We start from the raw sequence: 26034 nt of genomic DNA, 5'->3' as shown, positions 1-26034 counted from the left end.
CCCTCTCTCAGCTCAGCTGGCGGTACTTTCCCCGGAAGTACGTGAGGGGGCCGCCGTCCGCGCTCGGGAGGTCCACCGAGAGGACGCGGCCGATGACCAGGGTGTGGTCGCCTGCCACCACCCGTTGCTCGGTACGGCACTCGACGACCGCCAGTGCGCCGCCGATGAGCGGGGCGCCGGAGACGTCGCCGCGCTTCCACGCGACGTCCTCGAAGAGGAGCCGGTCGCTCAGGCGGCCCTTCATGGCGAAGCGGCCCGCGATGTGGCGCTGGCTCTCGGAGAGGAGGGAGACGGCCCACAGCGGCTGCTCGTCGAGGAGGTCGTCCATCCGGGAGCCGTTGCGGACGGAGACCATCACCAGGGGCGGGTCCAGGGAGACGGACATGAAGGCCGTGGCGGTCATGCCGACGTCCTCGCCGCGCGGGCCGCCGTCCGCGTCATGGGCGGTCACCAGCGTGACGCCCGCCGTGAAACGGGCCATCGCCGCGCGGAACTCGTCGTTGCTCACCCCCACAGGATGGGGGATCGCCGCGGGACGGGGCGCAGGGACGGTGCCCGGGGCGTCCTGAGGGGTGGTTTCCGGGGTGGCTTCTGTCGTCTGGAACACTTGATCAACGGTAGGCGGCACCATGCCTCCGCCACATCGGACATAGGGACCAGACAGGACCTAGGTCCTCCGGCCAATACCCTCCGTTCGCCGCCCGTTTTCGGCCACGCGGGTGCCTTGAGCAGCCCGGGAGCGCTCCCACGCGCTACACATCAACTTCCGGTACATGCTTGTGACTTGAGTCACAGAGAGAAGTATTTGTTGACCCTGTGTACCGAGGGAGCAGCGCGCTGTGATTCAGTGGCGGTGGCAATCGGACGATGAGAAGCCTGGAGTTGCTGTCGTTGCTGTCGAGGTCTCGGGGAGCGGGTCATGGAGGCCGAGTCGGAGCCGTACGTCCGCCTTGCGACCCTGCGGCAACTGCACCGGGTGGTCGCTGACCTCAACACCGCCCGCAGCCTGTCCGACACCGTGCAGGCCGTCGCGAGCGGCATCGTGGCGGGGCTGGGATACGAGCTCGCCTGTGTGAATCTGGTGCGGCCGGACGGGGATCTGGTGGTGGCGGCGTTCGCCGGCAACACGGCGGCGGAAGCGCTGATCACCGGACGGGTCGGGTCGAGGAACTCCTGGGAGCGCCGCCTTTCGATGGGCGAGCGGTGGGGCGACCTCCACTTCATTCCGCACACCGAGGGCTGGGTGCTGATGGAGGACGACGTTCCGCAGTGGCACACCGAGGGCCCCGAGCCGCGATTCGCCGACGAGTGGCACCCGAGCGACCGGCTCTACGCGCCGATGTACGCCTCGGGGGGCGACGGCGAGCTGATCGGAGTCATCTCCGTGGACCGGCCCAGGGGTGGCCGGCGACCCGGGGCATGGGGCCAGGAAGCGCTCACGATGTACGCCTCCCAGGCCGCCATCGCGATCATCAACGCCCGGCTGCGGTCCAACATGCAGCGGGCGCTGGTCCGGCTGGAGCGGGAGCAGCAGGCGCTGCGGGCCAGCGAGGAGTCGTTCCGGCAGGCCTTCGAGTACGCGCCGAGCGGGATGGCGATCGCGGAGATGGGCGGCGACCAGCACGGGCGGCTGCTGCGGACCAATGACGCGCTGTGCCGGCTGCTGGGGCGTCCTGCCTCGGCGATGCGGCGGTACTCGTTCGCGGACCTGGTGCACCACGAGGACGTCGGGACCCTGCTGCGCACGTCGGCGGAGGGCGGCCGCGCCGAGCTGCGCCTCCAGCGGCGGGACGGCACCTTCGTCTGGGTGTCGCTGCGGAACTCGGTGGTGGCGGACACCGCCGACGGGCCGCGCTTCCTGCTGACGCACGTCGAGGACATCGAGGAGCGCAAGCGGCACGAGCTGCACCTCGCGCACCGCGCCTCCCACGACTCCCTGACCGGGCTGCCCAACAGCGCGGAGCTGCGCGCCCGGCTGAGCGCCCGGCTGTGCCGCAAGCCGCACGCGGTGCGGGCGACCGCCGTGGAGGCCCTGGACGCGGCCTACGACGGGGCGTACGACGAGGGCGTGACGTACGACGACGGGTACTTCGGTGACCCCATGGGCGAGAACGGCGACCCCGGGTTCTACGACCACCACGTGCACATGGTCGCGCCGCCGGAGGGCGCCGGGACGAACGGGTACCCGGACGACGGCACGAAGGGGCTGGCCGTCCTCTTCTGCGACCTGGACGGCTTCAAGTCCATCAACGACCGGTTCGGGCACGGGGCGGGCGACGCGGTGCTGATCGAGGTCGCGCGGCGTTTGACCACATGTGTCCGGGACGGGGACACGGTCGCGCGGCTCGGCGGGGACGAATTCGTGGTGCTGGCGGACGGACTGGGCAGTGCGGACGCCGCCGACCTCGCCGTACGGCTGCGGAACGCCATCATTCCGCCGATCCGGGTGGACGGCCGGGCGGTCCGGGTAGGTGCCAGTTTCGGCATCGGCTGGGCGGAGTGCGGGATGACCGTCGATGACGTACTGCAGTCCGCCGACCAGCGGATGTACATAGAGAAGCGGTCCCGGTCGAAGCCGCACCGGCGGGCCGGATAGCCGCTCCGCCGGGGTGTGGTGCGGTCAACATCCCCGGGGGCGTTCGCCCGTACCAGGTAGGCTCGCCCGGTCGGCGACGCTGGCGAACATGGTGAGGAGTGACGCTGGGATGACGGCCGGGAACAACGGCGCGAGCACGCCTGAGGACGACGATCCGTTCGGCTACCTCTACGAGGACGGACGCGCCGCGGGTGCTCAGCCGCCAAGCTCGGGCGGCGGCTACGGCTACCCGGGCCCGAGCTCGCAGCGCGGTGTCCCCAGGACGTCGTACAACCAGGTGCGGGCGGTCGGCGAGCGGCAGTACGGGCAGCAGCAGGGCCAGCCGCAGGGACAGCACAACGGTGGCGGCCAGGCCACCCAGGCGTTCCCGCAGCAGCAGCAACAGGGTTACGGCGGTGAGCAGGGCCAGCAGCAGTACGGGCAGCCCAACGCGCACTACGCGGCGCCCGAGACGCAGGGCGGTGCGGTGCCGCCCCGGCCGTACGCCGGCGACCAGGGCCGTGGCGGCAACGGCCGCGGCCGTGGCCCGAACACGCGTGGCCTGCTGATCGGCGCCATCGCGGTGGTCGCGGCCGTGGTGATCGGCATCGGTTCCGCGCTGTACTTCGGCAAGGACAAGGACGACAAGGGCAACCAGGCGACCGGCAGCAGTGCCGGCGCCGACGGTGGCCAGGGGCAGACCCAGGAACCCTCGCCGACGGCCGAGCCGGACGACGAGAAGCCGGTCGAGCTGCCGAAGGCGCAGGCGGGCGCGTTGACGCTGGCCCCGGGCATGACCACGGACAAGACGGTCAAGGGGGCGAAGTCGGAGAGCGGTGCGTACGTCCCGCTGAGCCAGCCGAACTCCTCGGCGACCTGGAACGTCAAGGTGCCCGAGGCCGGTGCGTACACGCTGTCCGTCGACTACGGCATCCCGGGCAAGGACGCCCACGCGGAGCTGACGGTCAACGGGAAGACGCACGGCTCCGGTGTGGACATGAAGAACTACGGCAAGAGCCCGGAGGGCGACTGGGAGAAGGGCTGGTCCAACACCTACTCCTTCATCAACCTCAACAAGGGCGACAACACCATCGTCATCTCGTGCGCGTCGGGGTGCCAGGCCAACCTGGACCAGGTGTCGCTGCACCCGGGACACGAGAAGCCGCAGTCGAAGTCGTAGCCGTCCGCGTACGTGTGTGAGTGCCCCGCCGGGTGGATCCGGCGGGGCACTCGTACGTCGTGGGTCAGCGGACGGTGTCCAGGAAGTGCGCGACCGTCGCGGCCATCGCGTCCCGCCCCGGGACCAGGTACTTGCGGGGGTCGACGGTGGCGGGATTCGCGTCCAGGTAGGCGCGGACCGCTCCGGTGAAGGCCGTGTTGAGCGCCGTACCGACGTTGATCTTGACCATGCCGGCGGCGACCGCGCGGCGGATCTCCTCGTCCGGGACGCCGGAGGAGCCGTGCAGGACCAGGGGTACGGGGACGGCCTGCTTGAGCGCGGCGATGAGGGCGTGGTCGAGGGCGGCGGTGCGCTCGGTCATCGCGTGGGAGGAGCCGACGGCGACGGCGAGGGCGTCGACCCCGGTGGCGGCGACATAGGCGGCGGCCTCGCGGGGGTCGGTGCGGACGCCCGGGGTGTGGGCGTCGAGCGGGGCCTCGCCGTCCTTGCCGCCGACCTTGCCGAGTTCGGCCTCGATCCAGATGCCGCGCTCGTGGCCCCAGCGGACCGCGTCCGCCGTCGCCTTGACGTTGTCGTCGTAGCTCAGCTTCGACGCGTCGAACATCGCGGAGCTGAACCCTGCCTCGTGCGCGGCGTGCAGCAGCTCCACGGAGACGACGTGGTCGAGGTGGAGCGACAGCGGGGCGCTCGACGCGCGTGCGACGGCGGCCGCGGCGGCCGTGAGGGCGAGGACGTTCCCGCCGTGGAACTTCACCGCGTTCTCGGAGATCTGGAGCACGGCGGGGGAGTCCCCGGCCCGCTCGGCACCGACGGCGATCGCCTCGGCATGTTCGAGAGTGATGACATTGAAGGCAGCCAGCGCGTGGCCTTCGCCGGCGGCAGCGGAAACGAGTTCACCAGTGGTGACCAGGGGCATGTGGTTCAGCCAATCATTGGACGGAGAGGAAAAGTTCACGGCTCTGGGCCGAGCGCACCGCTCAGCGGACACCGTGTACCGGGTGTTCGGTGACTTTGACCTGCGGCAGCAGCGCTTCGTACGTCCCCCGGTCGAAGTCCCCCGCCGTGGGCGCCGCCACCGTCGCTGCCGAAAGCGCCACCGCCCGAGCCAGCCGCTCCGGCCAAGGAACCCCGTCCACCAGCCCCGCCAGCAAGGCCGCCACCGCCGAGTCCCCCGCCCCCGTCGGATTGCCCTTCAGCGTCGCAGGCGGACACGCCTGCCAGGTCCCCGACTCGGTGGAAGCGAGAATCCCGTCCGCGCCGAGGGAGGCGATCACCGTGTGGGCCCCCCGGCGCCGCGCTTCCGCCGAAGCGGTCAACGGCTCCCTGGACCCGGTGAGTTGAGCCAGCTCGTCCAGATTCGGCTTGATGAGGTCGGGGCGCGCCGCGATCCCCCGCCGCAGCGGCTCCCCACTGGTGTCGAGGAGCACGGGCACCGATGCCGCTCGCGCACGGCGGATCAGCTCGGCGTACGCCCCCACATGGATCCCCGGCGGAAGACTCCCGCACAGTGCCACCGCCCGCGCCCCGCCCAGCAGTTCGTCGTACGAGACGAGGAAGGCGTCCCACTCGGCCGGAGTGATCTGCGGGCCCGGCTCATTGAGCTGGGTGGTGTCCCCGGTGGCCGCGTCCACGATCGCGAGGGTGCGCCGGGTGTTCCCGGCGACGGGAACGAGAGCGTCGGTGAGCCCCCCGGCGGGGACAGGCCCAGCAGTACCCCCGGACGCCTCCAAGTCCGCCAGCAGCCCCCGCAGAACCTCCCCCGTCGGTCCGCCCGCGAACCCCGTCACCACCGTCTCGTACCCGAGCGCCGCCAGCACCCGCGCCACATTCAGCCCCTTGCCACCCGGCCGCTCGGTGACGGACGTGACCCGGTGGGAGGTGTGCGGCACCAGCGCCGGGACGTGGTGCGTGAGATCGAGTGCGGTATTCAGCGTGACCGTCAGGATCATCGGCGTCATCGGCGTCATCGGCACGATCCGCGTTCACCCCCCAGCGGCCCAGGCCGCTCTCTAGAAAGCGCTTTCTGTACTTCCTGCCAGGGGGATCATGCCAAAAAGAAAGTGGCTGGCCCAGGGGGCGGGGCCAGCCACTTCGTACCAATCGCGCAAGTAATGCAGGGGGAAATCAGCCTACTTGGGGCTCAATCACCCATTCGCCCTTGCGCATCACGCCCACGACCGCGAAGTCCGCGTCGAGCACGACGAGGTCCGCGTCCTTGCCGTGCTCCAGCGAGCCGACCTTGTCGTCGAGACCGAGCAGCCGGGCCGGGTTCGCGGAGAGGGACCGTACGGCGTCCTCGACCGCCAGTCCGTCGATGGTGACCGAGCGGCGGAACGCGGTGTCCAGGGTGAGGGTCGAGCCGGCGATGGAGCCGCCATCGACCAGGCGGGCGACCCCGTCCCGTACCTCCACGGCCAGCGGACCGAGGTCGTACTGGCCGTCCCCGAAGCCCGCCGCGTCCATCGCGTCGGTGATCATCGCGACCCGCGCCGCACCCGCGTGGTGGTAGGCGAACTGGAAGGAGGCGGGGTGCAGGTGGGTGCCGTCGTTGATCAGCTCGACCGTCACCCGCTCGTCCTCCAGGAGCGCGACGATCGGGCCGGGCGCGCGGTGGCCGATCGCGGGCATCGCGTTGTAGAGGTGGGTGGCGACGGTGGCGCCCGCGTCGATGGCCTCGACGGTCTGCTCGTACGTCGCGTCCGTGTGGCCGATCGCGGCGATCACACCGTGCTCGGCGAGCAGGCGTACGGAGTCCAGGCCGCCGGTCATCTCGGTGGCCAGGGTGAACATCCTGGCGGTGCCGTGGGCGGCGTCCATCAGCTTGCGGACGTCCGCCGGGTCGGGGTCGCGCAGCAGTGCCTCGCTGTGCGCGCCCTTGCGGCACGGGGAGATGAACGGGCCCTCGAAGTGGATGCCCGCGAGGTCGCCCTGCTGGACGATCTCGGCGAGGAGGGAGGCGCGGGCGGCCAGGAAGTCCATCTCGCCGGTGACGGTGGAGGCGACCATCGTGGTCGTGCCGTGCTCGCGGTGCGTGCGTACCGCCCGGAGCACCTCCTGGGGCGTACCGGAGGTGAAGGACGCGCCGCCGCCGCCGTGCACGTGCATGTCGACGAAGCCGGGGACGATCCAGTGACCGGCGAGGTCGAGTGCGGGCGCCCCGGGGGTGGCGTCGTCGGGGAGCGCGCCCGCGATCCGGGTGCCGTCGACGATGACCCGGCCGCCGTCGACGGTGCCGGTGGGGAGCACCACCTTGGCGCCGGACAGGACCTGGACCTTGCTGCTGGCCATCAGTCGGATACCTCCGTGGAGTCCATGACGTCGTCGTGCATGGGGTGGTGGGGGGCGAAGTGGTGCGCGGGGCTGTCGCTGTCGTTGTACGTGGCCAGCAGGTCCCAGGCGAGGAGGCCCGCGCCCAGGCAGCCGGCCGTGTCGCCGAGTGCGGCGGGCACGAGGGTGGGCAGCTTCTGGAACGTGACACGTGCCGCTACCGCCGCACGCAGCGGTACGAACAGGGTTTCACCGGCCTCGGCGAGACCGCCACCCACGATGACCGTGCGGGGGTCGAGCAGGGTGAGCGCGGTGACCAGGCCGTCGGCGAGGGCGTCGATGGCGGCGTGCCAGACGGCGATCGCCCGCTCGTCGCCGCTCTCCACGGCCTTGGCGCAGTCGGCGGCGTCCGCCTCCGGGTCGCCGGAGGCCTCCGCCCAGGCGAGGGAGACGGCGGAGGCGGAGGCGTACCGCTCCAGGCAGCCGCGCTGGCCGCAGCCGCAGTCGACGCCGCCGGGACGGACCACGATGTGGCCGATCTCGCCGGCCCCCTGGTGGGCGCCGGCCTCGATGGTGCCGTCGATGCCGATGGCCCCGGCGATGCCGGTTCCCAGCGGTACGAAGAGGAAGCGGTCGGCGCCCTTGCCCGCGCCGATGCGGCCCTCCGCGAGGCCGCCGGTGCGGACGTCGTGGCCGAGGGCGACGGGGACGGGCGGGCGGTCGCGGCCGCCGTCGTGGTGCGGTCCGGAGAGGCGCTCGGCGATGAGGGCGCGCATCGGGACGTCGCTCCAGCCGAGGTTGGCGGCGTAGAGGGCGATGCCGTTCTCGATGTCGACGATGCCGGGGACGGCCACGCCGACGGCGGAGGCGCTCTCGCCGTAGTGCTCCTCGCCGTGGGCGCGCAGGTCCTCGGCGAACGCGAGGATCGACTCGACGACCGCGTCGGCGCCGCGCTCCCGGCCGGTGGGGCGGCGGGCCTCGTGGAGGAGGGTGCCGTCGGCGCCGACCAGGGCGGCCTTCATTCCGGTGCCGCCCACATCGAGGGCGATGACGTGTTTCACGGGGGTAGTGTCGCGCGTGGACCCCACACAGGTCTAGTCCACTGCGGGGTGGGGTGCGTCGCCGGGCCGGGGCGAAGGGGTGGCCCCGCCGCCCGATCGGGTGACGGGGCCTGGCCTGCCGGGCTTTCCGGGGCCCGGGTCTCAGCCCTCCAGGATCACGCTGCGCGAGAGGTTGCGCGGGTGGTCCGGGTCGTAGCCCTTGGACTCGGCGAGGACGACCGCGAGGCGCTGGGCGCGGATGAGGTCGGCCAGCGGGTCGGCGGTCGGGTGGGCGATGACGGTGCCGCCGACGCGGGTGACGTCACCGGCGAGACCGTCGGGGAGGCGGCCGAACATCCAGGCCACGCGGTTCGGGCCGGTGATGGAGATGGGGCCGTGGCGGTACTCCATGGCGGGGTAGGACTCGGTCCAGGCGCCCGCCGCCTCGCGCATCTTGAGGCCGGCCTCCTGGGCGAGGCCGTAGGTCCAGCCACGGCCGAGGAAGGTCCACTGCTCGGCGGAGGTGACGGACTCCGGGAGGGGCTCGGTGAGGGCGAGCTCGGCGTCGACGGCCGCCTCGGCGACGGTCTTCACGCCCTCGGCGAGGTCGCCGGAGAGTTCGAGGCCCGCGCGCAGGAAGGCCAGGGCGGTGGTGGCGAAGCGGGTCTGGACGACCGATTCCTCGTCGGCCCAGTCGAGGAGGGCGATGGAGTCCGCCGCCTCCATGACCGGGGTCTTGGGGTCGCCGGTGAGGGCGAGGGTGGGGACCTTGCCCTTGAGGTCGGCGAGGAGGGCGAGGACCTCGCTGGTGGTGCCGGAGCGAGTGATTGCCACCACACGGTCGTAGGAGCGGCCGGTCGGGAACTCGGAGGACGCGAAGGCGTCCGTTTCGCCCTGACCGGACGCCTCGCGCAGCGCCGCGTACGCCATCGCCATGAACCATGACGTGCCGCAGCCGGTGACCGCAACGCGCTCACCAGGCACGGGAAGGCCCTCGAAGCCGGCCGCGTACTCTGCGGCGCGCCGCCAGCAGGTCGGCTGGGTGGCAATCTCAACTGCGGTGCGGGACATGCGCGACTACTCCTCATTTGCCTGAACACGTGCGATGCGGACCTTCTTGACCTTGGTCCCGCACTGCTTAGCAGGTCCAGTGCGATTTGCGGAAGGTGTTGTGCAGGAGATACCCAGGTGGTGTAGACCTCGCGCCCACGCAGGGGGGCGAGTTACTGGACAACGTACGAAGACGTACAACTAGTACTAAAAGGGCAAAAGGGTGGAACGGGCTGTGCAGCGGCGCTACTTGGGTCTGACCGCGGCGATAGCCGCACTCGCGATGGCAACGACGGGCTGCGGGCTCATCGGCTCCGATGACCCCGAGGACGTAACCCTCAAGTTCGTCGCGGCGGACTACAACCTCGACGGCGGCGACAACACCAAGCAGTACTGGAACAAGCTCGCCCGCGTCTTCGAGGCCAAGAACCCGCACATCAAGGTCGACGTCCAGATCTACTCGTGGGACGACGTGGACCGCAAGGTCAGCGAGATGGTCGGCAGCGGCCAGGCCCCCGACATCGCCCAGATCGGCGCGTACGCCGACTACGTCGCCAGCGACAAGCTGTACAGCGTCGACCAGATGGTCTCGATCCCCACCCAGGCCAACTTCCTGGGCCCGCTCGCCAAGGCGGGCGAGGTGGGCCGCATGCAGTACGGCATGCCGTTCGTCGGCAGCAGCCGCCTGATGTTCTACAACAAGGACCTCTTCGACAAGGCCGGCATCACCCGCGCCCCGAAGACCTGGGACGACATCGCCGTCGACGCCAAGGCGCTGAAGGCCGAGGGTGTGAAGACCCCGTTCGCGCTGCCGCTGGGCCCGGAGGAGGCGCAGGCCGAGACGATGAACTGGATGCTGTCGGGCGGCTCCGGCTACACCGACGACATCGGCGCGTACTCGATCAACTCCGCCGGCAACATCACCGCCTTCTCCTTCCTCAAGGACAAGCTGGTCACCCCCGGTCTGACCGGCCCGGTCGCCCCCGGCAAGCTCAACCGCAAGGCCGCCTTCGAGTCCTTCGCCAAGGGCGAGGTCGGCATGCTCAACGGCCACCCCTCGCTGATGAAGCAGGCCGAGAAGAACGGCGTGAAGTACGAGATGGTGGCGCTGCCCAGTGAGGACGGCACCGCCAGGCCCTCGATGGGCGTCGCCGACTGGATGATGGGCTTCAAGCAGAACGGTCACCGCAAGGAGATCGGCAAGTTCCTCGACTTCGCCTACACCGACGAGAACGTGCTGACCTTCGCCGACGAGTTCGACCTTCAGCCGGTCACCATCAGCGCGACGGACGAGATGCTGTCCGACGGGAAGCACGCCAAGACCCGCAAGTTCCTGGACACCATGCCGACGGCGGAGCTGTACCCGGTGGGCAAGACCTCCTGGGCCAAGGTCAGCGAGAGCATCAAGGAGCAGATCGGCAAGGCGGTCGAGCCGGGGAGTACTCCGGGGGGTGTGCTGGGGGCGTTGCACCGGGAGGCGGTGGCGACGGACAGTGCGGAATAGGTTGCGCGCGGACGGGGCGCAATAGGCTGGGGCCCATGGCTTACGAGGGTGAGAACGAGGGGGCGGAGGCGTCCGGAAGGACGGAGCCGTCCGAGGGGACGGAGGCGTCGGAGGGGTCTGGGCGGGCCGCGTCCTCCGGCCCTGCTGGTCCCTCCGGCCCTGCTGGTCCCTCCGGCCCTGTCAGCCCCTCCGGCTCCTCCGCTCTGTCTGCGCGTGAGCTGGCTGTGCTGGCTGTGGAGCGGCAGGGGTGGGCGGGGCCCGGGGCGAAGGAGCGGGCCATTCGGGAGCAGTTGGGGATGTCGCCGACGCGGTATTACCAGTTGCTGAATGCGCTGCTTGATGACGTGCGGGCGGAGTCGGCGGATCCGGTGACGGTTCACCGGCTGCGGCGGGTGCGGGCGTCGCGTCGGGAACGTCGCTGAGGGGGAGATTTTCCCACTCCCACTCCCAACCCGCCCCTTTAGGGCGCGGCCGGTAGGGTCGGGGGTATGGGTACTCTTCCCGAACCGTCCACGCAGGTTGGCCGTGAGGGGCTGGCAGCTATTCTGGCCGCGCCTCAACAGGCGCTGGTGGCGCTGGATTTCGACGGCACGCTGGCCGATATCGTTCCGGACCCCGAGCAGGCGCGGGCGCATCCGGAGGCCGTTCCGGCGCTGGCCGCTCTTGCGCCGCAGGTGGCCTCGGTGGCGATTGTGACCGGGCGGCCGGCCGGGGTGGCGGTGCGGTACGGCGGGTTCGCCGGGGTTCCCGGGCTGGAGCATCTGGTCGTTCTGGGGCACTACGGTGCCGAACGCTGGGATGCGGTCACCGGCACCGTCCACGCTCCCGCCCCTCACCCCGGGATCGCTGCCGTTCGCGGCGAGCTGCCCGGTGTGCTCGACGCGCACGGTGCCTGGCGCGGCACCTGGGTGGAGGAGAAGGGGCAGGCCGTCGCCGTGCACACCCGTCGGGCGTCCGACCCGCAGGCCGCCTTCGAAGCGCTGCGCGGGCCCCTCGCCGAGCTGGCCTCGCGGCACGGGCTGATCGTCGAACCCGGGCGTCTGGTACTGGAGTTGAGGCCGCCCGGCGTCGACAAGGGGGCCGCTCTGAGCGAGTACGTGCGGGAGATCGGGGCGAGGGCGGTGGTGTACGCGGGTGACGACCTGGGCGACCTGCCCGCGTACACCGCCGTGGAGAAGCTCCGCTCGGACGGGGTGCCCGGACTGCTGGTGTGCAGCGGCAGCGCGGTGCCCGAACTGGCGGAGAGGGCAGATCTGTTGATGGACGGCCCGGCGCAAGTGGCGCTGTTCGTCGGCGAGTTGGCGGCGGCGCTGCGGGCGCGGGGGTAGGTGTGGGCCGGCCCCGGTGGTGCGGGGGATGCGGGTCGGCGACGTACCGGCGAAACCGATTTCCCACCGCACCGGAAACCACGTAGTGTCGTGTTCACCGACGCGGGGTGGAGCAGCTCGGTAGCTCGCTGGGCTCATAACCCAGAGGTCGCAGGTTCAAATCCTGTCCCCGCTACTGAAGGCCTGGGGCCCGGAACTCGAAAGAGTTCCGGGCCCCAGGTCGTTCCTGTCTGCGGGGGCTAGAGGGCCGGGGCGTCAGGGGTGGGGCTCCGGTCCCGGGTGCGGTGGTCGAAGTAGGCCCAGGCGAAGACGCTCGCGAGGAGTACCGCGCCCACCACCAGCACCCGCACGACCGTGGGCGCGCTCTCGGCGAGGAACGCGGTCAGGCCCGTCGCCCCGGCGCCGATGATCATGGTGAGGCGGCTGCTCAGGTACCTCCCCGGCTCGTCCGGGCCCGGGGACCCGTCGAGGGCCTTCGCCGCCGCCTTTGCGGGCCGGTCGGCGCCCTGGCGCTTTTTGGCCCGGTACTCCAGGGCGTAACCGATCGCCAGGTACAGGGCCATGACGCCGAGGACCAATCCCCATTCGCCCGGACTGTCCGTGCCGCCGCGCGCCAGATCCCACACCAGAATCCCCTCTCGCCGACTCCTTCAGGAGTCAACGGGTGCCCAGGGGAGGGGAGTTCATGACCGCAGTGCGTTCAGCTGTTCCAGGAACCACTGCTGCGGGGGCAGTGCCGTGGCCGCCGCCGCGAGCCGTTTGGTGCGTTCCGCGCGTTCGTCGGGCTGCATGGTCAGTGCCTCGTGCAGGGCGTCCGCGGTGCCCGTGATGTCGTACGGGTTGACCGTGATCGCGTCCTCGCCCAGCTCCTCGTGCGCCCCCGCCTCCCGCGACAGCACCAGCGCGCAGCCGTCGTCGGAGACCACCGGGACCTCCTTGGCGACCAGGTTCATGCCGTCGCGGATCGGGTTGACCAGGGCCACGTCGGCGAGGCGGTAGGCGGCCAGGGAGCGGGCGAAGTCGTCCTTGACGTGCAGGACGACGGGGGTCCAAGTAGGGGTGGAGTAGGCAGAGTTGATGCGGTCGGCGACGCGCTGGACCTCCGCCGTGTAGTCGCGGTAGACGGCGAGGTCCTGGCGGGAGGGGTAGGCGAAGGCGATGTGCACGACGCGTTCGTGCCACTCGGGGCGGGTGGCCAGGAGGTGCTCGTGGGCGAGCAGTCCGCGGACGATGTTCTTGGAGAGCTCGGTGCGGTCGACACGGACGACGGTACGGCGGGGGCGGCCGTCGGGGTCGGAGCCGATCTGCTCGCGGAGGGTGGCCAGCCGGTCCTCGACGTCGTCCCGGTGCGAGCGCTCGCGCAGGAAGTCGGCGTCGGCGCCGAGGCCGTGCACACCGATCCGCTTGCCGTCGAGTGCTCCCTCGCCGAGGTGGTCCACGGCGCAGGCGGTGAACGCGTCGGCCCAGCGGCGGGTGAGGAACGCGGCCCGGTCGGCGCCGAGGATGCCGCGCAGGAGTTGGTGCGCGATGTCGTCGGGGAGCAGCCGGAAGTAGTCCAGCGGCGCCCACGGGGTGTGCGAGAAGTGGCCGATGCGCAGGTCGGGGCGGAGCTCTCGGAGCATCCCGGGGACCAGGCACAGGTGGTAGTCCTGCACGAGGACGGTGGCACCGGGGGCGGCATGGTCGGCCAGGGCCTGGGCGAAGGCCTGGTTGTACGTCTCGTACGCCGCCCACTGCGCCCGGAACTCCACGTCGAAGACGGGCTCCAGCGGTGTCTGGTAGAGCAGGTGGTGGATGAACCACAGGACCGAGTTCGCGATGCCGTTGTACGCGGCGGCGTGGGTGTTGGCGTCGATGTCGAGCATCAGGACGCCGGGTTCGCGGATACCCCGGCGTACGGCCTCGCGGTCGCCGTCCCCGAGCGCCGAGCAGATCCAGAGCGCGTCGGCGTCAGGACCGATCGCGGAGAGCCCGGAGACCAGCCCGCCACCCCCGCGGCTGGCGGTCAGCTCACCGTCCTCGCCGAGGGCGTACGTCACCGGGCCGCGGTTGGAGGCGACGAGGACCCGGGAGGGCTGGTCGGCTGCGGGACCGGGCGTGGGCCGGGGGGCGGGCTGGGCTGTGGGCTGGGCTGTCATGTGGCGAAACCTAGCCCGTGCGGGAATCCCTCAAACGTGCGTGCGGGGGGTGGGAGGGGGCGGGCGCGGGCGGAGGGGGCGGGCTGTGTGCGCGGACAGGTCAGCCCCCGCCCGCCCGCGGTCGCGGACGGGCGGGGGCTCATCGGGCCCGAGCGGTGGCCGGCGGGTGGGCCGGCCGGGTGCCCGGGGTCAGCTGCGGCGGCTGCGGGTGGCGGCCACGGCGAGTACTCCCAGGGCGGTGAGGAGCAGGGAGATGCCGGTGAGGAGCTGCGTGCGGTCGTAGTCCGGGCCGGTCTCGGCGATCTGGGCCCGGGGGGCGGCCAGCGGCTTCGGGTGGGCGGCGGACATCGGCACGGAGCCGGAGCCCGGCTTGTCACCCTCGGTGGGCTTGTGGCCAGTCGGCTTTCCGGGCTTCACGACCAGGGTGATGAAGCAGCTGCGGTCGGTGCTGCCCGCGGTGCACTTGGAGCCCCGGTAGTCGGTGACGATCGGCAGGGAGTAGGTGCCCGGCCTGTCCGGCGCCGTGACCGTGTGCTTGATCCGCACCGTGGAGTGGGCCGGGATCACCCCGGTCCAGGTCTCCTTCTCCTCGCCCGGGGCCTCGGGCAGTTCGATGGTGACCGGCGGGGTGGGCTTCGGCCCCGGGTTGGTCAAGGAGATCACTACCGGGACGTAGCCGCCGGGCCCGATCCGGTCGTCGGGGACGTCCGTGCTGATGTCGACCGGCGGGGTCGGCCTGACGATCTCCGGGGTGACGGCGCAGGACGGGTCGGTCGAGCCGGGGTCGCAGTTGGAGCGGGGGGAGGTGACGTCGACCCCGTTGGTCAGCCTGCCGTCGCCGGTGCCCTCGGGGCCCAGCTTCACCGAGTACGTCACCCTGGCCTCGGCGCCGGGCGCCAGATCGCCCTTGAACTTCAGCGTCGTGCCCCGGTAGGTCACCTCGCCGGTGCTGGCCCTGGCGTCGTTGTTGTACTTCCCGTCGTCGAGGTTGCCCTTCAGGTCGTCGGAGAAGGTCGCGTCGGGGTACGGGAGCTTGCTGATGTTCTTCGCGGTGATCGTGTATCTGAGGGTGTCACCGGGGGCGGCCCGCATCGGGGTCACCCTCTTGGTGACTCTCAGGTCGGGGACGGGGACCGAGAGGGCCAGGGACGAGGGGACGTAGACGTCGCCGCCGGTGGTGAAGGTGAGGTTGGCCGAGGTCGCGCCCTGGGGGATCGCGCCGTCCGGGACCTCGAAGTCCTTGGCGTCGATGCTGAGGTTGTTGGGGACGTTGGGGTCGAGGGCGCCCTCGCTGCGGCTGATGAAGAAGTTGTTGTTCCTGCCGATGGACGGCTCGGTGACCGCCTGGCCGTTGACCAGGAACTGGTCCTTGTTGGTGTTCAGGTCGCCCTCGTACGCGCTCACGCTGGCGTGGATGTCGCCGGCGGTACGGAGGAAGCCGGTGACCGGAATCGTCGTCGCGGCCTCGGCCCTGCTGCGGGGGGACTTCTGGATGACGTGGCCGCCGTACACGTAGACCTGGCGGCGCTCGGGGGCGTGGGCGGCGTTCGGGGCGTCGTAGCCGTAGACGACGGTCAGGGACCAGCCGCCGACGCAGCCCTGGCCGGTCGGCGCCCAGACGTTGCCGACGGCGATCTCGGCGGGGGAGCCGGTGGGGGCGCCGGCGAACAGGCCGGTGATGTCGGCTTCGGCGGTGTAGTAGTGCGGGCCCTGGACGGCTTCCGGTGTGCGGACCGCGTGCTCGACGTCGACCGCGGTCTGCGGGCCGCCCGCGACCCGGACGACCGGGCGGGTGGTCAGGGGGTCGCCCGGCGGGAGGACGAGGGGCGGTTGTTTCTCCCTGCTGAGATCGCACATCCTGCGGGGTGAGCCGAACAGCAGGGTGCCCGCGTTGCCGCCCCAGTAGAGGCGGGCATGGGTGACCTTCGCGCCGGGGGGAATGGTCACCCGGCCCGTGCTGGAGTTGAAGGTCTGGGTCATCCCGCCGGTGTTGATGTTCTGCTCGACGAAGCTGTTGTTGTTCTTGGGGCCCCTGCCCTGAAGGGTTTCCTGGCAGTCGGCGGCGACGTCGGCGGGCGTGGTCGGGCAGCCCAGGACCGCGTTGCCGATCGTGGCGAAGTCCCCGTACAGCGCCGTCTCGTACCTGAGGCGGAAAGGGTCCACGACATTGGCCTGCGCGGGCGGAGCGGCCGCGACGAGCGCCGGGACGGCGAGTGCGGCCACCGCGAGGAGGGCTCGGGCGCGGGAGAGTCTCAGAAGGCGCATAAAACATTAGTTAAACGGATAATCCGGGCATTCTTGTGTTGCGCCACGCGAGGAGGGCCGGCCCCAGGAAAGGGCGGCGGGGGGCTGGGATTACGCCGCCGGGCGGGCCCGGTACTCCTGGATCTCGCACATCGGGGGGCGCTCCTCCGTGTCCACGGGGTGGGTGCGGGGGACGAAGGCGCCGTTCTCGCGCTCGAACTGGGTGAGCGAGGGCCGGATCAAGTGGCCCCGGGAGAGCCGGAGTTGGGCGGTTCGGTAGATGGAGGCCGCCATCCTGCCCAGTGCCTGGCCGTCCTGGTGGCGGTGCTTGCGGACACCCACGTCCACCTGGGCGAGTGCGTCGAGGCCGACGGTGTGCAGGGCGTCGATGAGGAGGCCGAGTTCGACTCCGTAACCGACGGGGAAGGGCAGCCGCTCCAGGAGGGTCCGGCGGGCCGCGTACTCACCGCCCAACGGCTGTACGAACCCGGCCAGTTGGGGCCAGTGGAGGTTGAGCAGGGGGCGGGCCATCAGCTCGGTGACGCGGCCGCCCTGGCCGGCGGTCCGGCCGGTGGCGGGATCGGCGGGTTCGGTGCCCAGCGGGCGGTCGTACGTCGCCTTCACGAAGTCGACGTCCGGCTCGGTCAGCAGCGGCCCGAGGATGCCGGAGACGAAGGAGGAGTCGAAGTCGATCAGGTCGGCGTCGACGAAGCAGACGAGGTCACCGCGGGTGACCAGGAGCGAGCGCCACAGCACCTCACCCTTGCCGGGCAGTGGCGGGACGCGCGGGAGGATGTCGTCGCGGTGGACCACCCTCGCACCGGCCGCCGCTGCCGCCTTCGCCGTGCCGTCGGTGGAGCCGGAGTCGATCACCACGAGCTCGTCCACCAGGGGGGCGGCCTGGCCCATCAGGTCCCGGCGGATCGCGGCCACGATCGCGCCGACCGTCGCCTCCTCGTCGAGCGCGGGCAGGACGACGCTGACGGTGGTGCCCCTGGCCGCCTTCGCGGCAAGCAGTCGCTCCAGCGGGCGGTCGGCGGCGGTCCAGGACCGCGCGGCCAGCCAGCGCTCCACCTCTTGCAGCACGCCCGTCACTCCTGACTCCGTCGCCTCGGCCGGCAGGCTGTGCCGGCACTCGTGTGATCCATCTCGCGGTCCGGACGCCTAGCTCTTGCCTCCGGGGGTTCGGTTACAGTCTTGAACAACGCGGAGAGACGTCGCATGTCGGGGTCGTCGCCGCACACAAACACCCGGGCCGCTCAGGCGCGCATCCGGAGTCATAGCGCTCATCCAGAGGGACTGAGGGAAACGGCCCGTTGAAGTCCCGGCAACCCCCCTGCCGACCGCGAGGTCAGGCCGGGAAGGTGCCAATTCCGTCTCGCGGCGAACGTCGTCGCGGGGAAGATGAGGAGGGACCTCGCCATCATGGCTGTGCAGACCACTGAGAACACCACCACCGCCGTAGACCTCGGCCCCGCCGCCGCGCTGTCCTGCCGCGAGTGCGGCGAGCGCTTCGAGCTCGGCCCGATCTTCGCCTGTCAGCTCTGTTTCGGTCCGCTGGAAGTCGCGTACGACCTGCCGACCGCGAGCCCCGAAGAGCTGAAGAAGCGCATCGAGGCCGGTCCGAACAACATCTGGCGCTACGCCCCGCTGCTGCCCGTCCCCGCCGACGTCGCCGAGCACCCCAGCCTGAACCCCGGCTTCACCAAGCTGGTCAAGGCGGACAATCTGGCCCGCGAGCTGGGCGTCACCGGCGGCCTGTTCGTCAAGGACGACTCGGGCAACCCGACCCACTCCTTCAAGGACCGCGTCGTCGCGATCGCCGTCGAGGCCGCCCGCGCCTTCGGCTTCACCACCCTCTCCTGCTCCTCCACCGGCAACCTGGCCGGAGCGGTCGGCGCCGCCGCCGCCCGGGCCGGCTTCCGCTCCTGCGTGTTCATCCCGCACGACCTGGAGCAGGGCAAGGTCGTCATGGCCGCCGTGTACGGGGGCGAGCTGGTCGGCATCGAGGGCAACTACGACGACGTGAACCGCTTCTGCTCCGAGCTCATCGGCGACCCGCTGGGCGAGGGCTGGGGCTTCGTCAACGTCAACCTGCGCCCGTACTACGGCGAGGGTTCCAAGACCCTGGCGTACGAGATCTGCGAGCAGCTCGGCTGGCAGCTGCCGGACCAGCTGGTGATCCCGATCGCGTCGGGCTCGCAGCTCACGAAGATCGACAAGGGCCTCCAGGAGCTGATCAAGCTCGGTCTGGTCGAGGACAAGCCGTACCGGATCTTCGGCGCCCAGGCGGAGGGCTGCTCGCCGGTCTCCACCGCCTTCAAGGCCGGGCACGACGTGGTCCGCCCGCAGAAGCCGAACACCATCGCCAAGTCCCTCGCGATCGGCAACCCGGCGGACGGCCCTTACGTCCTGGACATCGCCCGCCGTACCGGTGGCGCGGTCGAGGACGTCAACGACGAGCAGGTCGTGGACGCGATCAAGCTGCTGGCCCGCACCGAGGGCATCTTCGCGGAGACCGCGGGCGGTGTGACGGTGGGCGTCACCAAGAAGCTGATCGAGGCCGGTCTGCTGGACCCGGCCCTCACCACCGTCGTGCTGAACACCGGCGACGGCCTCAAGACGCTGGACGCGGTGGCCCCGACCACCGGCCCCTCCGCGACCATCCGCCCGAGCCTGGACGCGTTCCGCGACGCCGGCCTGGCACGCTGAATCACCCACGTAACGGAAGGCTGAACACCATGAGCGTCAAGGTCCGCATCCCCACCATCCTCCGTACGTACACGGGCGGCGAGTCCGAGGTCGCCGCCGAGGGCGCGACCCTCGCGGAGGTCATCGCCGACCTGGAGAAGAACCACACCGGCATCGCCGCGCGCGTGCTGGACGACCAGGGCAAGCTGCGCCGGTTCGTGAACGTGTACGTGAACGACGACGACGTGCGCTTCGAGAGCGGCCTGGAGACGGTCACGCCGGACGGCGCCGGAATCTCGATCATCCCGGCCGTCGCCGGAGGCTGACCATCGAGCACAGTGCCGGAGGCTGACCGTCCGGCGCAGTGCCGGAGGCTGAGCCGCCTCGAAAAGGCTCCCGTTAACGGAAGTTGCCCTCTCCGCTCACAAGCGGAGGGGGCAATTCTGCATGGTTGAAAGAGGTAGGATAGGGGAAGCCCCTCCGCTCGCCCGTGCCCCGTGCATATGAGAACGCGAGAAGATGAGGGTCGCGCGTTCGAGCCTTTTGTCGCCGAAGCGCACTCTATGTCCGGCCCGACTTGCCCCGGAATAACGTCAGTTGACCGTTCCGGGTGTTCAGGTGTGCCCAGAATTCTCGTCCAATTGACCTGTTGCAGAGGGCAGTTGGGCGGATACATTCAGCCGCGGTCGACGCGCTACGGCGCACACTCACCGCGTTCCTGTCGGCGGGTGGGGTCTGACCCGGGGTCGCGAAGTGCGGCCTCGCGCAAGGGCCAGTAATAGGGGAGTTAGGCATGGCTCAGGGCACCGTCAAGTGGTTCAACGCGGAGAAGGGGTACGGCTTCATCGCGGTCGACGGTGGTGCGGATGTTTTCGTCCACTACAGCGCGATCCAGATGGACGGTTACCGCACCCTTGAAGAAGGTCAGCGAGTCGAGTTCGAGATCTCGCAGGGCCAGAAGGGTCCGCAGGCGGACATGGTCAAGCTCGCCGTCTGATCTCGGCGCGATCGGCCACCGACGCACACTTCAGCGACTTATTCGGCACTCACGCGCCTAGGGCTCGTATCCCGTCATCAGGGGTACGGGCCCTTGGTGCGTTTGGCCCACGGTGGGTGCCGGCCCCCGCGATCTGTGGTAGCCGCTTGCACTCTCCTATGCCGAGTGCTAATCATTGGCGTTAGCACTCTCCCAGTGAGAGTGACAGAACTTGGACCAGGTTCGGTGAGGCCGAGAGGTGTCGGGGTAAGGAATCCCGGGCATCGCGAAGCCGTCCGTCGCGGGCACCGATCCCCCGGTCCGGAGAAATCCACCCCGTGGGAGGACCACTTCACATGGCCAAGATCATCGCGTTCGACGAGGAGGCCCGGCGCGGCCTCGAGCGTGGCATGAACCAGCTCGCCGACGCCGTCAAGGTCACCCTTGGCCCCAAGGGCCGCAACGTCGTCCTTGAGAAGAAGTGGGGCGCCCCCACGATCACCAACGACGGCGTCTCGATCGCCAAGGAGATCGAGCTGGAGGACCCTTACGAGAAGATCGGCGCCGAGCTCGTCAAGGAGGTCGCGAAGAAGACGGACGACGTCGCCGGTGACGGTACGACCACCGCGACCGTCCTCGCGCAGGCGCTGGTCCGCGAGGGCCTCCGTAACGTCGCCGCGGGTGCCAACCCGATGGCGCTGAAGCGCGGCATCGAGAAGGCCGTCGAGGCCGTCTCCGGCGCCCTCCTGGAGCAGGCGAAGGAGGTCGAGACCAAGGAGCAGATCGCCTCGACCGCCTCCATCTCCGCCGCCGACACCCAGATCGGCGAGCTCATCGCCGAGGCGATGGACAAGGTCGGCAAGGAAGGCGTCATCACGGTCGAGGAGTCGCAGACCTTCGGCCTGGAGCTTGAGCTCACCGAGGGCATGCGCTTCGACAAGGGCTACATCTCGGCGTACTTCGCGACCGACATGGAGCGCATGGAGTCGGCCCTTGAGGACCCGTACATCCTCATCGTCAACTCGAAGATCGGCAACGTGAAGGACCTCCTTCCGCTGCTGGAGAAGGTCATGCAGTCCGGCAAGCCGCTGCTGATCATCGCCGAGGACGTCGAGGGCGAGGCGCTCTCCACCCTGGTCGTCAACAAGATCCGTGGCACCTTCAAGTCCGTCGCCGTCAAGGCCCCGGGCTTCGGTGACCGCCGCAAGGCGATGCTGAACGACATCGCCATCCTCACGGGCGGCACGGTCATCTCCGAGGAGGTCGGCCTCAAGCTGGAGAACGCCGGTCTCGACCTGCTCGGCCGCGCCCGCAAGGTCGTCATCACCAAGGACGAGACGACCATCGTCGACGGTGCCGGCGAGAGCGAGCAGGTTGCCGGTCGCGTCAACCAGATCCGCGCCGAGATCGAGAACAGCGACTCGGACTACGACCGCGAGAAGCTCCAGGAGCGCCTGGCGAAGCTGGCCGGCGGCGTGGCCGTCATCAAGGCCGGTGCCGCCACCGAGGTCGAGCTCAAGGAGCGCAAGCACCGCATCGAGGACGCCGTTCGCAACGCGAAGGCCGCCGTCGAAGAGGGCATCGTCGCCGGTGGTGGCGTCGCCCTCCTCCAGGCCTCGGCCGTCTTCGACAAGCTGGAGCTCACCGGCGACGAGGCAACCGGCGCCAACGCCGTGAAGCTCGCGCTGGAGGCCCCGCTCAAGCAGATCGCCGTCAACGGTGGCCTTGAGGGTGGCGTCGTCGTCGAGAAGGTCCGCAACCTGCCGATCGGTCACGGCCTGAACGCCGCGACCGGCGAGTACGTCGACATGATCGCCGAGGGCATCCTGGACCCGGCGAAGGTCACGCGCTCCGCGCTGCAGAACGCGGCCTCCATCGCCGCGCTCTTCCTCACCACCGAGGCCGTCATCGCCGACAAGCCCGAGAAGGCCGGCGCGGCCGCCCCGGGTGGCATGCCGGGCGGTGACATGGACTTCTGAGCCACGGCTCAGCAGTTCGCGTCAGCTGTACGGACCGAGGGCGGCACCCCCTGCGAGGGGGGTGCCGCCCTCGGGCGTATCCGGGTGCCGGCCGCAGGGGTATCCGGGATCACACGGTGGCTGCCGGGGGAAATGGAATGCGCTCAGCCGCGGGCCGGTTGCACTCCATGCATACGCACATATCTCCATGCCCCCATGTCCCGTACAAGGAGCCCTTGTGTCAGCCACGCCCGCGAACCCCGCGCCCGCGACCCCCACGCCCTCCGCACACCGCGCCGCCGGCATCCTGTCCCGCCCGGTCCGTATCAACGGCCTCACCGTCCCCAACCGGATCGCCATGGCGCCGATGACCCGGATGTTCTCCCCGGGCGGCATCCCCACCGATGACGTGGTCTCGTACTACGCGCGCCGGGCCGCCGCGGGCGTCGGCCTGATCATCACCGAGGGCACCTACGTCGGCCACGACTCGGCGGGGCAGAGCGACAGCGTCCCGCGTTTCCACGGCGAGGAGCAGCTGGCGGGCTGGAAGAAGGTCGCGGACGCCGTGCACGCGGCGGGCGGCACGATCATGCCGCAGCTGTGGCACATCGGCATGGTGCGCGAGGCCGGTCAGCCGCCCTTCGCGGACGCCCCGCCGGTCGGCCCCTCCGGTGTGAACACCCCCGACTCCGAGGTCACCGGCAAGTCGATGACCCAGCAGGACCTCGACGACGTCGTCGCGGCGTTCGCCCAGGCCGCCGCGGACGCCGAGCGGCTCGGCTTCGACGGCGTCGAACTGCACGGCGCGCACGGCTACCTGGTCGACCAGTTCCTCTGGGAGGGCACCAACCGCCGCACGGACGCGTACGGCGGCGACCCGGTGGCCCGCGCGAAGTTCGCCGTGGAGATCGTGGCGGCGGTCCGCAAGGCCGTCTCCCCGGACTTCCCCGTCCTCTTCCGCTACTCCCAGTGGAAGCAGCAGGCGTACGACGCCCGCCTCGCCGAGACCCCCGAGGAGCTCGCCGCCCTCCTCACCCCGCTGGCCGACGCCGGCGTCGACGCCTTCCACGCCTCCACGCGCCGCTACTGGCTGCCGGAGTTCGAGGGCTCGGACCTGAACCTGGCGGGCTGGACAAAGAAGATCACCGGCAAGCCCACCCTCACGGTCGGCTCGGTCGGCCTCGACGGCGGCGACTTTCTGCACTCCTTCGCGGGCAAGGGCGCCGAGGCCGGCAACATCGACAACCTCCTGGACCGCTTCGAGAACGACGAGTTCGACATGGTCGCGATCGGCCGGGCGCTGCTCCAGGACCCCCAGTGGGCGGCCAAGGTGCTGGACGGCCGCTTCGACGAGCTGAACGCGTACGACGCGGCGTCGGCGCTCAAGACGCTCAGCTGACGGCTGACGGCAGACGGCAGACGGCGGAACAGCCGCGAAGGGCCGGGGCCGGAGGGATGCACGATCCCTCCGGCCCCGGCCCTTTCGCCGCGGGTGCCGCGGCTCAGACCCCCGCGGGCTGCTTCGCCGCGTCGGTGCCGTCGGGTGCGGGCTCGGTCACCCCGCCGGAGGCGACCGGTTCCGTATCGGCCGGTGCGTTCAGCTCCACCAGCATCGACTTGGTGAAGCCGAAGTAGTACGTGGCGAGGAAGCCGACCGCGTACCCGACCAGCAGGCCGCCCGCGTAGATGGCGACGGTGGTGCCCAGGCCGTGGTTGCCCTGGAGGAGCGGGAAGAGGGCCCAGCCGGACGGGCCGATGGCCGTGGAGCCGACCTTGTCACCGAGCATCGAGAAGAGTCCGACGAACGCACCGCCCGCCGCACCGCCCGCACAGGCCGTGATGAAGGGGCGGCCGAGCGGGAGCGAGACACCGTAGATCAGCGGCTCGCCGACGCCCAGGAAACCGGCCGGGAGGGCGGACTTGATGGTCGTACGGATCGACTTGTTCCGCTTGAGTCGCAGGTAGACCGCGATCGCGCAGCCGACCTGGCCCGCACCCGCCATGGCGAGGATCGGGAGCAGGACGGTGAAGCCCTGCTGCTCGATCAGGGTGGTGTGGATGGGGATGAGGGCCTGGTGCAGGCCGAGCATCACCAGCGGGAGGAAGAGGCCGCCGAGGACCAGTCCGGCGAACGCGCCGGTGTTGTCGAGCAGCCAGTTGGCGCCGGTGCCGATCGCGGTGGAGATCTCACCCGCGACGAACATCAGGCCGAAGATGGTGACCAGCCCGGAGATCAGCACGGTCAGGGTGGGAGTGACCAGCACGTCCAGCGACTCCGGTACCCTTCCCCAAGCTCTCGACTTCGCTCGACCAGGGGAGACCCCATTGCGGCACCACTTCTCGACGTGGACCGCGAGGACGGCGGCGGCCAGTGCGCCGAGCACACCGCCCTGTCCGGGCGAGAGGGTCTGGCCGAAGGCGTCCACCTTGGCGACGCCCGGGAAGACGATGATGGCGGCGACCGCACCGCCCAGGATCGGCGTGCCGCCGAACTCCTTGGCGGTGTTGAAGCCGACGAAGACCGCGATCAGCGCCATGAAGCCGGAGGCGATGGCGGCGAGCGCCGGGGTGACGCCCGGCAGCCAGCCCAGGTTGATCAGCAGGCCGTTGAGTCCGGCGATGATGCCGCAGCCGATCAGGGCCGGGATCAGCGGGACGAAGATGTTGGCGACCTTGCGCAGGAAGAGCTTGAACGGGGTGGCGTTCCTGGCCTTCTGCGCGGCCTTGATGGCGGCACCCTGAGCGGCCAGTTCCTCGGCGGAGCCGGTGTCCGTACCGGGGTCGGCGCCGGAGTCCGCACCGGGCCGCGGGGTGCTGCCGCGCTGCTCCTCCACCAGCTTCTCGAACTCGGGGGTGACCCGGGCGACCGTGCCGGGACCGAGGACGATCTGGTACGTGTCGTCCTCGACCACGCCCATCACGGCGGGCAGCGCCTTCAGTGCCTCGTCCTGGACGAGCGTGCGGTCGCGCAGACCCAGCCGGAGCCGGGTCATGCAGTGGACCACCGATGCGACGTTGTCTGCGCCTCCGACGAGCGGAAGGAGCGCGGCGGCGGTGGCGCGGTTCTTGTTTTCCGTGGTGCTCATGGTGCGTGGCCTTGCTGTGCGGGGGGGGGGGGGGGATTCCCTCGGAGTTACGGGGTGGTGGTGCGAGCCGCCGCCAGGGCGGCGCGGAGGTGGCCTTGCGCTTCGTCGAGCAGGGCCGTGGCGGTGGGGCCCTCGACGCTGCCGAGGATCACCAGGATGGCGCTCTTCACCTCCCCGTCGGTGGCGGCGAGGGCGGCCTCGATCTCGGTGTCGGCCGCGCCGGTGGCGAGGCCGACGATGCGGCGGGAGCGGGCGCGCAGCTTCTCGTTGGAGGCGCGGACGTCCACCATGAGGTTTCCGTACGTCTTGCCGAGCCGGATCATCACGATCGTCGAGATCATGTTGAGGACGAGCTTCTGGGCGGTGCCGGCCTTCAACCGGGTGGAGCCGGTGAGGAGTTCGGGGCCCACGACGACCTCGATGCCGTGCTCGGCGGCGGCCGCCAGGGCGCTGTCCGCGTTGCAGGACAGACCGGCGGTCAGTGCGCCCAGGCTGCGGGCGTGCTCGACGGCGCCGATGGCGTACGGGGTGCGGCCGGAGGCGGAGATGCCGATCACCGAGTCGTCCGGGCCCAGCTTCAGCGCGTCCAGGTCCTCCCGGGCCAGCTCCTTGCTGTCCTCGGCGCCCTCCACCGCCTTCACCATGGCGGAGGGGCCGCCCGCGATCAGGCCGACGACCTCGGAGGGGTCGGTGTTGAAGGTGGGCGGGCACTCGCTGGCGTCCAGCACGCCGAGGCGTCCCGCCGTACCGGCGCCCGCGTAGATCAGCCGGCCGCCGCGAGCCATCCGCTCCGCGATGCCGTCGATGGTGGCGGCGATCTGCGGGAGCCGGGCGGCGACGGCGGCGGGGACGGTGGCGTCCTCGCCGTTCATCAGGGCGGCCAGTTCCGCGGTGGGGAGCTGATCGATCTCGGCGAGTTCGGGGCGGAAGGCCTCGGTGGTGAGGGTGGCGAGCTGCGAGCGGAGTTCGCCGTAGGTGGGGTCGGTGGTGGTCATGT

The 26034-nt window shown here is 70.6% G+C and carries 21 protein-coding genes, 1 tRNA gene, 1 pseudogene and 1 riboswitch; of the genes and pseudogenes, 11 read left to right on the top strand and 12 right to left on the bottom strand.

What is annotated here, in order from left to right; genetic code table 11:
* Positions 1-7: 7 nt before the first annotated feature.
* Positions 8-508 (bottom strand): flavin reductase family protein, encoded by a 501-nt coding sequence (locus tag ACIA73_RS27180; RefSeq protein WP_399441358.1) that lies wholly within the window; start codon positions 506-508, stop codon positions 8-10.
* Between the two features lie 411 nt (positions 509-919).
* Between ACIA73_RS27180 and cdgB the strand changes: the two genes are divergently transcribed.
* Both cdgB and ACIA73_RS27170 read left to right on the top strand, forming a co-directional pair.
* Positions 920-2596 carry a diguanylate cyclase CdgB gene (cdgB, locus tag ACIA73_RS27175; protein ID WP_399441357.1) on the top strand — a complete coding sequence of 559 codons (1677 nt, stop codon included), beginning with the start codon at positions 920-922 and terminating at the stop codon, positions 2594-2596.
* A gap of 109 nt (positions 2597-2705) precedes the next feature.
* Positions 2706-3755, top strand: a complete 1050-nt coding sequence (locus ACIA73_RS27170) for a carbohydrate-binding protein (RefSeq protein WP_399441356.1) — start codon at positions 2706-2708, stop codon at positions 3753-3755.
* A 64-nt stretch (positions 3756-3819) separates the two neighbouring features.
* Here the strand turns inward: ACIA73_RS27170 and ACIA73_RS27165 are convergent, their stop codons facing one another.
* The 5 genes and pseudogenes from ACIA73_RS27165 to ACIA73_RS27145 form a co-directional block, all read right to left on the bottom strand.
* Complete coding sequence (locus ACIA73_RS27165; protein WP_399441355.1) at positions 3820-4671, bottom strand: ketose-bisphosphate aldolase; 852 nt, start codon at positions 4669-4671, stop codon at positions 3820-3822.
* Between the two features lie 61 nt (positions 4672-4732).
* On the bottom strand, positions 4733-5704 hold the full coding sequence (locus ACIA73_RS27160) for a 1-phosphofructokinase family hexose kinase (RefSeq protein ID WP_399441503.1): 972 nt from the start codon (positions 5702-5704) through the stop codon (positions 4733-4735).
* 175 nt (positions 5705-5879) lie between these two features.
* Positions 5880-7043, bottom strand: a complete 1164-nt coding sequence (gene nagA / locus ACIA73_RS27155; RefSeq protein WP_399441354.1) for an N-acetylglucosamine-6-phosphate deacetylase — start codon at positions 7041-7043, stop codon at positions 5880-5882.
* 89 nt (positions 7044-7132) lie between these two features.
* A pseudogene (locus ACIA73_RS27150) lies at positions 7133-8083 on the bottom strand (ROK family protein); the annotation flags it as partial.
* Between the two features lie 141 nt (positions 8084-8224).
* On the bottom strand, positions 8225-9133 hold the full coding sequence (locus ACIA73_RS27145) for an SIS domain-containing protein (RefSeq protein ID WP_399441353.1): 909 nt from the start codon (positions 9131-9133) through the stop codon (positions 8225-8227).
* Positions 9134-9335: 202 nt separating this feature from the next.
* Between ACIA73_RS27145 and ACIA73_RS27140 the strand changes: the two genes are divergently transcribed.
* The 4 genes from ACIA73_RS27140 (at position 9336) to ACIA73_RS27125 (ending at position 12119) form a co-directional block, all read left to right on the top strand.
* Positions 9336-10616 (top strand): ABC transporter substrate-binding protein, encoded by a 1281-nt coding sequence (locus ACIA73_RS27140; protein WP_399441352.1) that lies wholly within the window; start codon positions 9336-9338, stop codon positions 10614-10616.
* Positions 10617-10819: 203 nt separating this feature from the next.
* Positions 10820-11038 carry a DUF3263 domain-containing protein gene (locus tag ACIA73_RS27135; protein WP_399441502.1) on the top strand — a complete coding sequence of 73 codons (219 nt, stop codon included), beginning with the start codon at positions 10820-10822 and terminating at the stop codon, positions 11036-11038.
* A gap of 66 nt (positions 11039-11104) precedes the next feature.
* Complete coding sequence (gene otsB / locus ACIA73_RS27130; protein WP_399441351.1) at positions 11105-11944, top strand: trehalose-phosphatase; 840 nt, start codon at positions 11105-11107, stop codon at positions 11942-11944.
* 101 nt (positions 11945-12045) lie between these two features.
* A tRNA-Met gene (locus tag ACIA73_RS27125) sits at positions 12046-12119 on the top strand.
* A gap of 64 nt (positions 12120-12183) precedes the next feature.
* Here the strand turns inward: ACIA73_RS27125 and ACIA73_RS27120 are convergent.
* The 4 genes from ACIA73_RS27120 to ACIA73_RS27105 form a co-directional block, all read right to left on the bottom strand.
* Entirely contained in the window at positions 12184-12570 is a 387-nt protein-coding gene (locus ACIA73_RS27120) for a hypothetical protein (RefSeq protein ID WP_399441350.1), read from the bottom strand.
* A gap of 57 nt (positions 12571-12627) precedes the next feature.
* Positions 12628-14082: a trehalose-6-phosphate synthase gene (locus ACIA73_RS27115; RefSeq protein ID WP_399441348.1), complete on the bottom strand. Its 1455-nt coding sequence runs from the start codon at positions 14080-14082 to the stop codon at positions 12628-12630.
* A 189-nt stretch (positions 14083-14271) separates the two neighbouring features.
* Complete coding sequence (locus tag ACIA73_RS27110; protein ID WP_399441347.1) at positions 14272-16347, bottom strand: hypothetical protein; 2076 nt, start codon at positions 16345-16347, stop codon at positions 14272-14274.
* Between the two features lie 90 nt (positions 16348-16437).
* Positions 16438-17412 carry a glucosyl-3-phosphoglycerate synthase gene (locus ACIA73_RS27105; RefSeq protein WP_399441346.1) on the bottom strand — a complete coding sequence of 325 codons (975 nt, stop codon included), beginning with the start codon at positions 17410-17412 and terminating at the stop codon, positions 16438-16440.
* Positions 17413-17609: 197 nt separating this feature from the next.
* A riboswitch (SAM riboswitch) is annotated at positions 17610-17737 on the top strand.
* A 14-nt stretch (positions 17738-17751) separates the two neighbouring features.
* Here ACIA73_RS27105 and thrC point away from each other — a divergent pair.
* From thrC to ACIA73_RS27080, 5 genes are all read left to right on the top strand, one after another.
* On the top strand, positions 17752-19038 hold the full coding sequence (gene thrC, locus ACIA73_RS27100) for a threonine synthase (protein ID WP_399441345.1): 1287 nt from the start codon (positions 17752-17754) through the stop codon (positions 19036-19038).
* Between the two features lie 29 nt (positions 19039-19067).
* A complete protein-coding gene (locus ACIA73_RS27095; protein WP_399441344.1) occupies positions 19068-19343 on the top strand; it encodes a MoaD/ThiS family protein in 276 nt (91 codons plus the stop codon).
* A gap of 467 nt (positions 19344-19810) precedes the next feature.
* Entirely contained in the window at positions 19811-20014 is a 204-nt protein-coding gene (locus ACIA73_RS27090) for a cold-shock protein (protein ID WP_005315736.1), read from the top strand.
* A 335-nt stretch (positions 20015-20349) separates the two neighbouring features.
* A complete protein-coding gene (groL, locus tag ACIA73_RS27085) occupies positions 20350-21972 on the top strand; it encodes a chaperonin GroEL (RefSeq protein ID WP_399441343.1) in 1623 nt (540 codons plus the stop codon).
* Between the two features lie 217 nt (positions 21973-22189).
* Entirely contained in the window at positions 22190-23350 is a 1161-nt protein-coding gene (locus ACIA73_RS27080) for an NADH:flavin oxidoreductase (protein WP_399441342.1), read from the top strand.
* 103 nt (positions 23351-23453) lie between these two features.
* On the opposite strand, the gene ACIA73_RS27075 is transcribed toward ACIA73_RS27080, so the two are convergent.
* Together ACIA73_RS27075 and murQ are read right to left on the bottom strand one after the other, a co-directional pair.
* Complete coding sequence (locus tag ACIA73_RS27075; protein WP_399441341.1) at positions 23454-25037, bottom strand: PTS transporter subunit EIIC; 1584 nt, start codon at positions 25035-25037, stop codon at positions 23454-23456.
* Between the two features lie 47 nt (positions 25038-25084).
* Complete coding sequence (gene murQ, locus ACIA73_RS27070; protein WP_399441340.1) at positions 25085-26032, bottom strand: N-acetylmuramic acid 6-phosphate etherase; 948 nt, start codon at positions 26030-26032, stop codon at positions 25085-25087.
* Positions 26033-26034 lie beyond the last annotated feature (2 nt).

Origin of the sequence: Streptomyces sp. NPDC051561 (genome assembly GCF_044454195.1) — a bacterium.
GTDB lineage: Bacteria > Actinomycetota > Actinomycetes > Streptomycetales > Streptomycetaceae > Streptomyces.
The sequence above is the reverse complement of the archived record's forward strand: the minus strand, read 5'-3'. Positions and strand labels throughout refer to the sequence as shown.

Coding starts and splice junctions, on each gene's coding strand:
- cdgB (WP_399441357.1), top strand. CDS start 920: ATGGAGGCCGAGTCGGAGCCGTACGTCCGCCTTGCGACCCTGCGGCAA.
- ACIA73_RS27170 (WP_399441356.1), top strand. CDS start 2,706: ATGACGGCCGGGAACAACGGCGCGAGCACGCCTGAGGACGACGATCCG.
- ACIA73_RS27165 (WP_399441355.1), bottom strand. CDS start 4,671: ATGCCCCTGGTCACCACTGGTGAACTCGTTTCCGCTGCCGCCGGCGAA.
- ACIA73_RS27160 (WP_399441503.1), bottom strand. CDS start 5,704: ATGATCCTGACGGTCACGCTGAATACCGCACTCGATCTCACGCACCAC.
- nagA (WP_399441354.1), bottom strand. CDS start 7,043: ATGGCCAGCAGCAAGGTCCAGGTCCTGTCCGGCGCCAAGGTGGTGCTC.
- ACIA73_RS27145 (WP_399441353.1), bottom strand. CDS start 9,133: ATGTCCCGCACCGCAGTTGAGATTGCCACCCAGCCGACCTGCTGGCGG.
- otsB (WP_399441351.1), top strand. CDS start 11,105: ATGGGTACTCTTCCCGAACCGTCCACGCAGGTTGGCCGTGAGGGGCTG.
- ACIA73_RS27115 (WP_399441348.1), bottom strand. CDS start 14,082: ATGACAGCCCAGCCCACAGCCCAGCCCGCCCCCCGGCCCACGCCCGGT.
- ACIA73_RS27110 (WP_399441347.1), bottom strand. CDS start 16,347: ATGCGCCTTCTGAGACTCTCCCGCGCCCGAGCCCTCCTCGCGGTGGCC.
- thrC (WP_399441345.1), top strand. CDS start 17,752: ATGGCTGTGCAGACCACTGAGAACACCACCACCGCCGTAGACCTCGGC.
- ACIA73_RS27095 (WP_399441344.1), top strand. CDS start 19,068: ATGAGCGTCAAGGTCCGCATCCCCACCATCCTCCGTACGTACACGGGC.
- ACIA73_RS27090 (WP_005315736.1), top strand. CDS start 19,811: ATGGCTCAGGGCACCGTCAAGTGGTTCAACGCGGAGAAGGGGTACGGC.
- groL (WP_399441343.1), top strand. CDS start 20,350: ATGGCCAAGATCATCGCGTTCGACGAGGAGGCCCGGCGCGGCCTCGAG.
- ACIA73_RS27075 (WP_399441341.1), bottom strand. CDS start 25,037: ATGAGCACCACGGAAAACAAGAACCGCGCCACCGCCGCCGCGCTCCTT.
- murQ (WP_399441340.1), bottom strand. CDS start 26,032: ATGACCACCACCGACCCCACCTACGGCGAACTCCGCTCGCAGCTCGCC.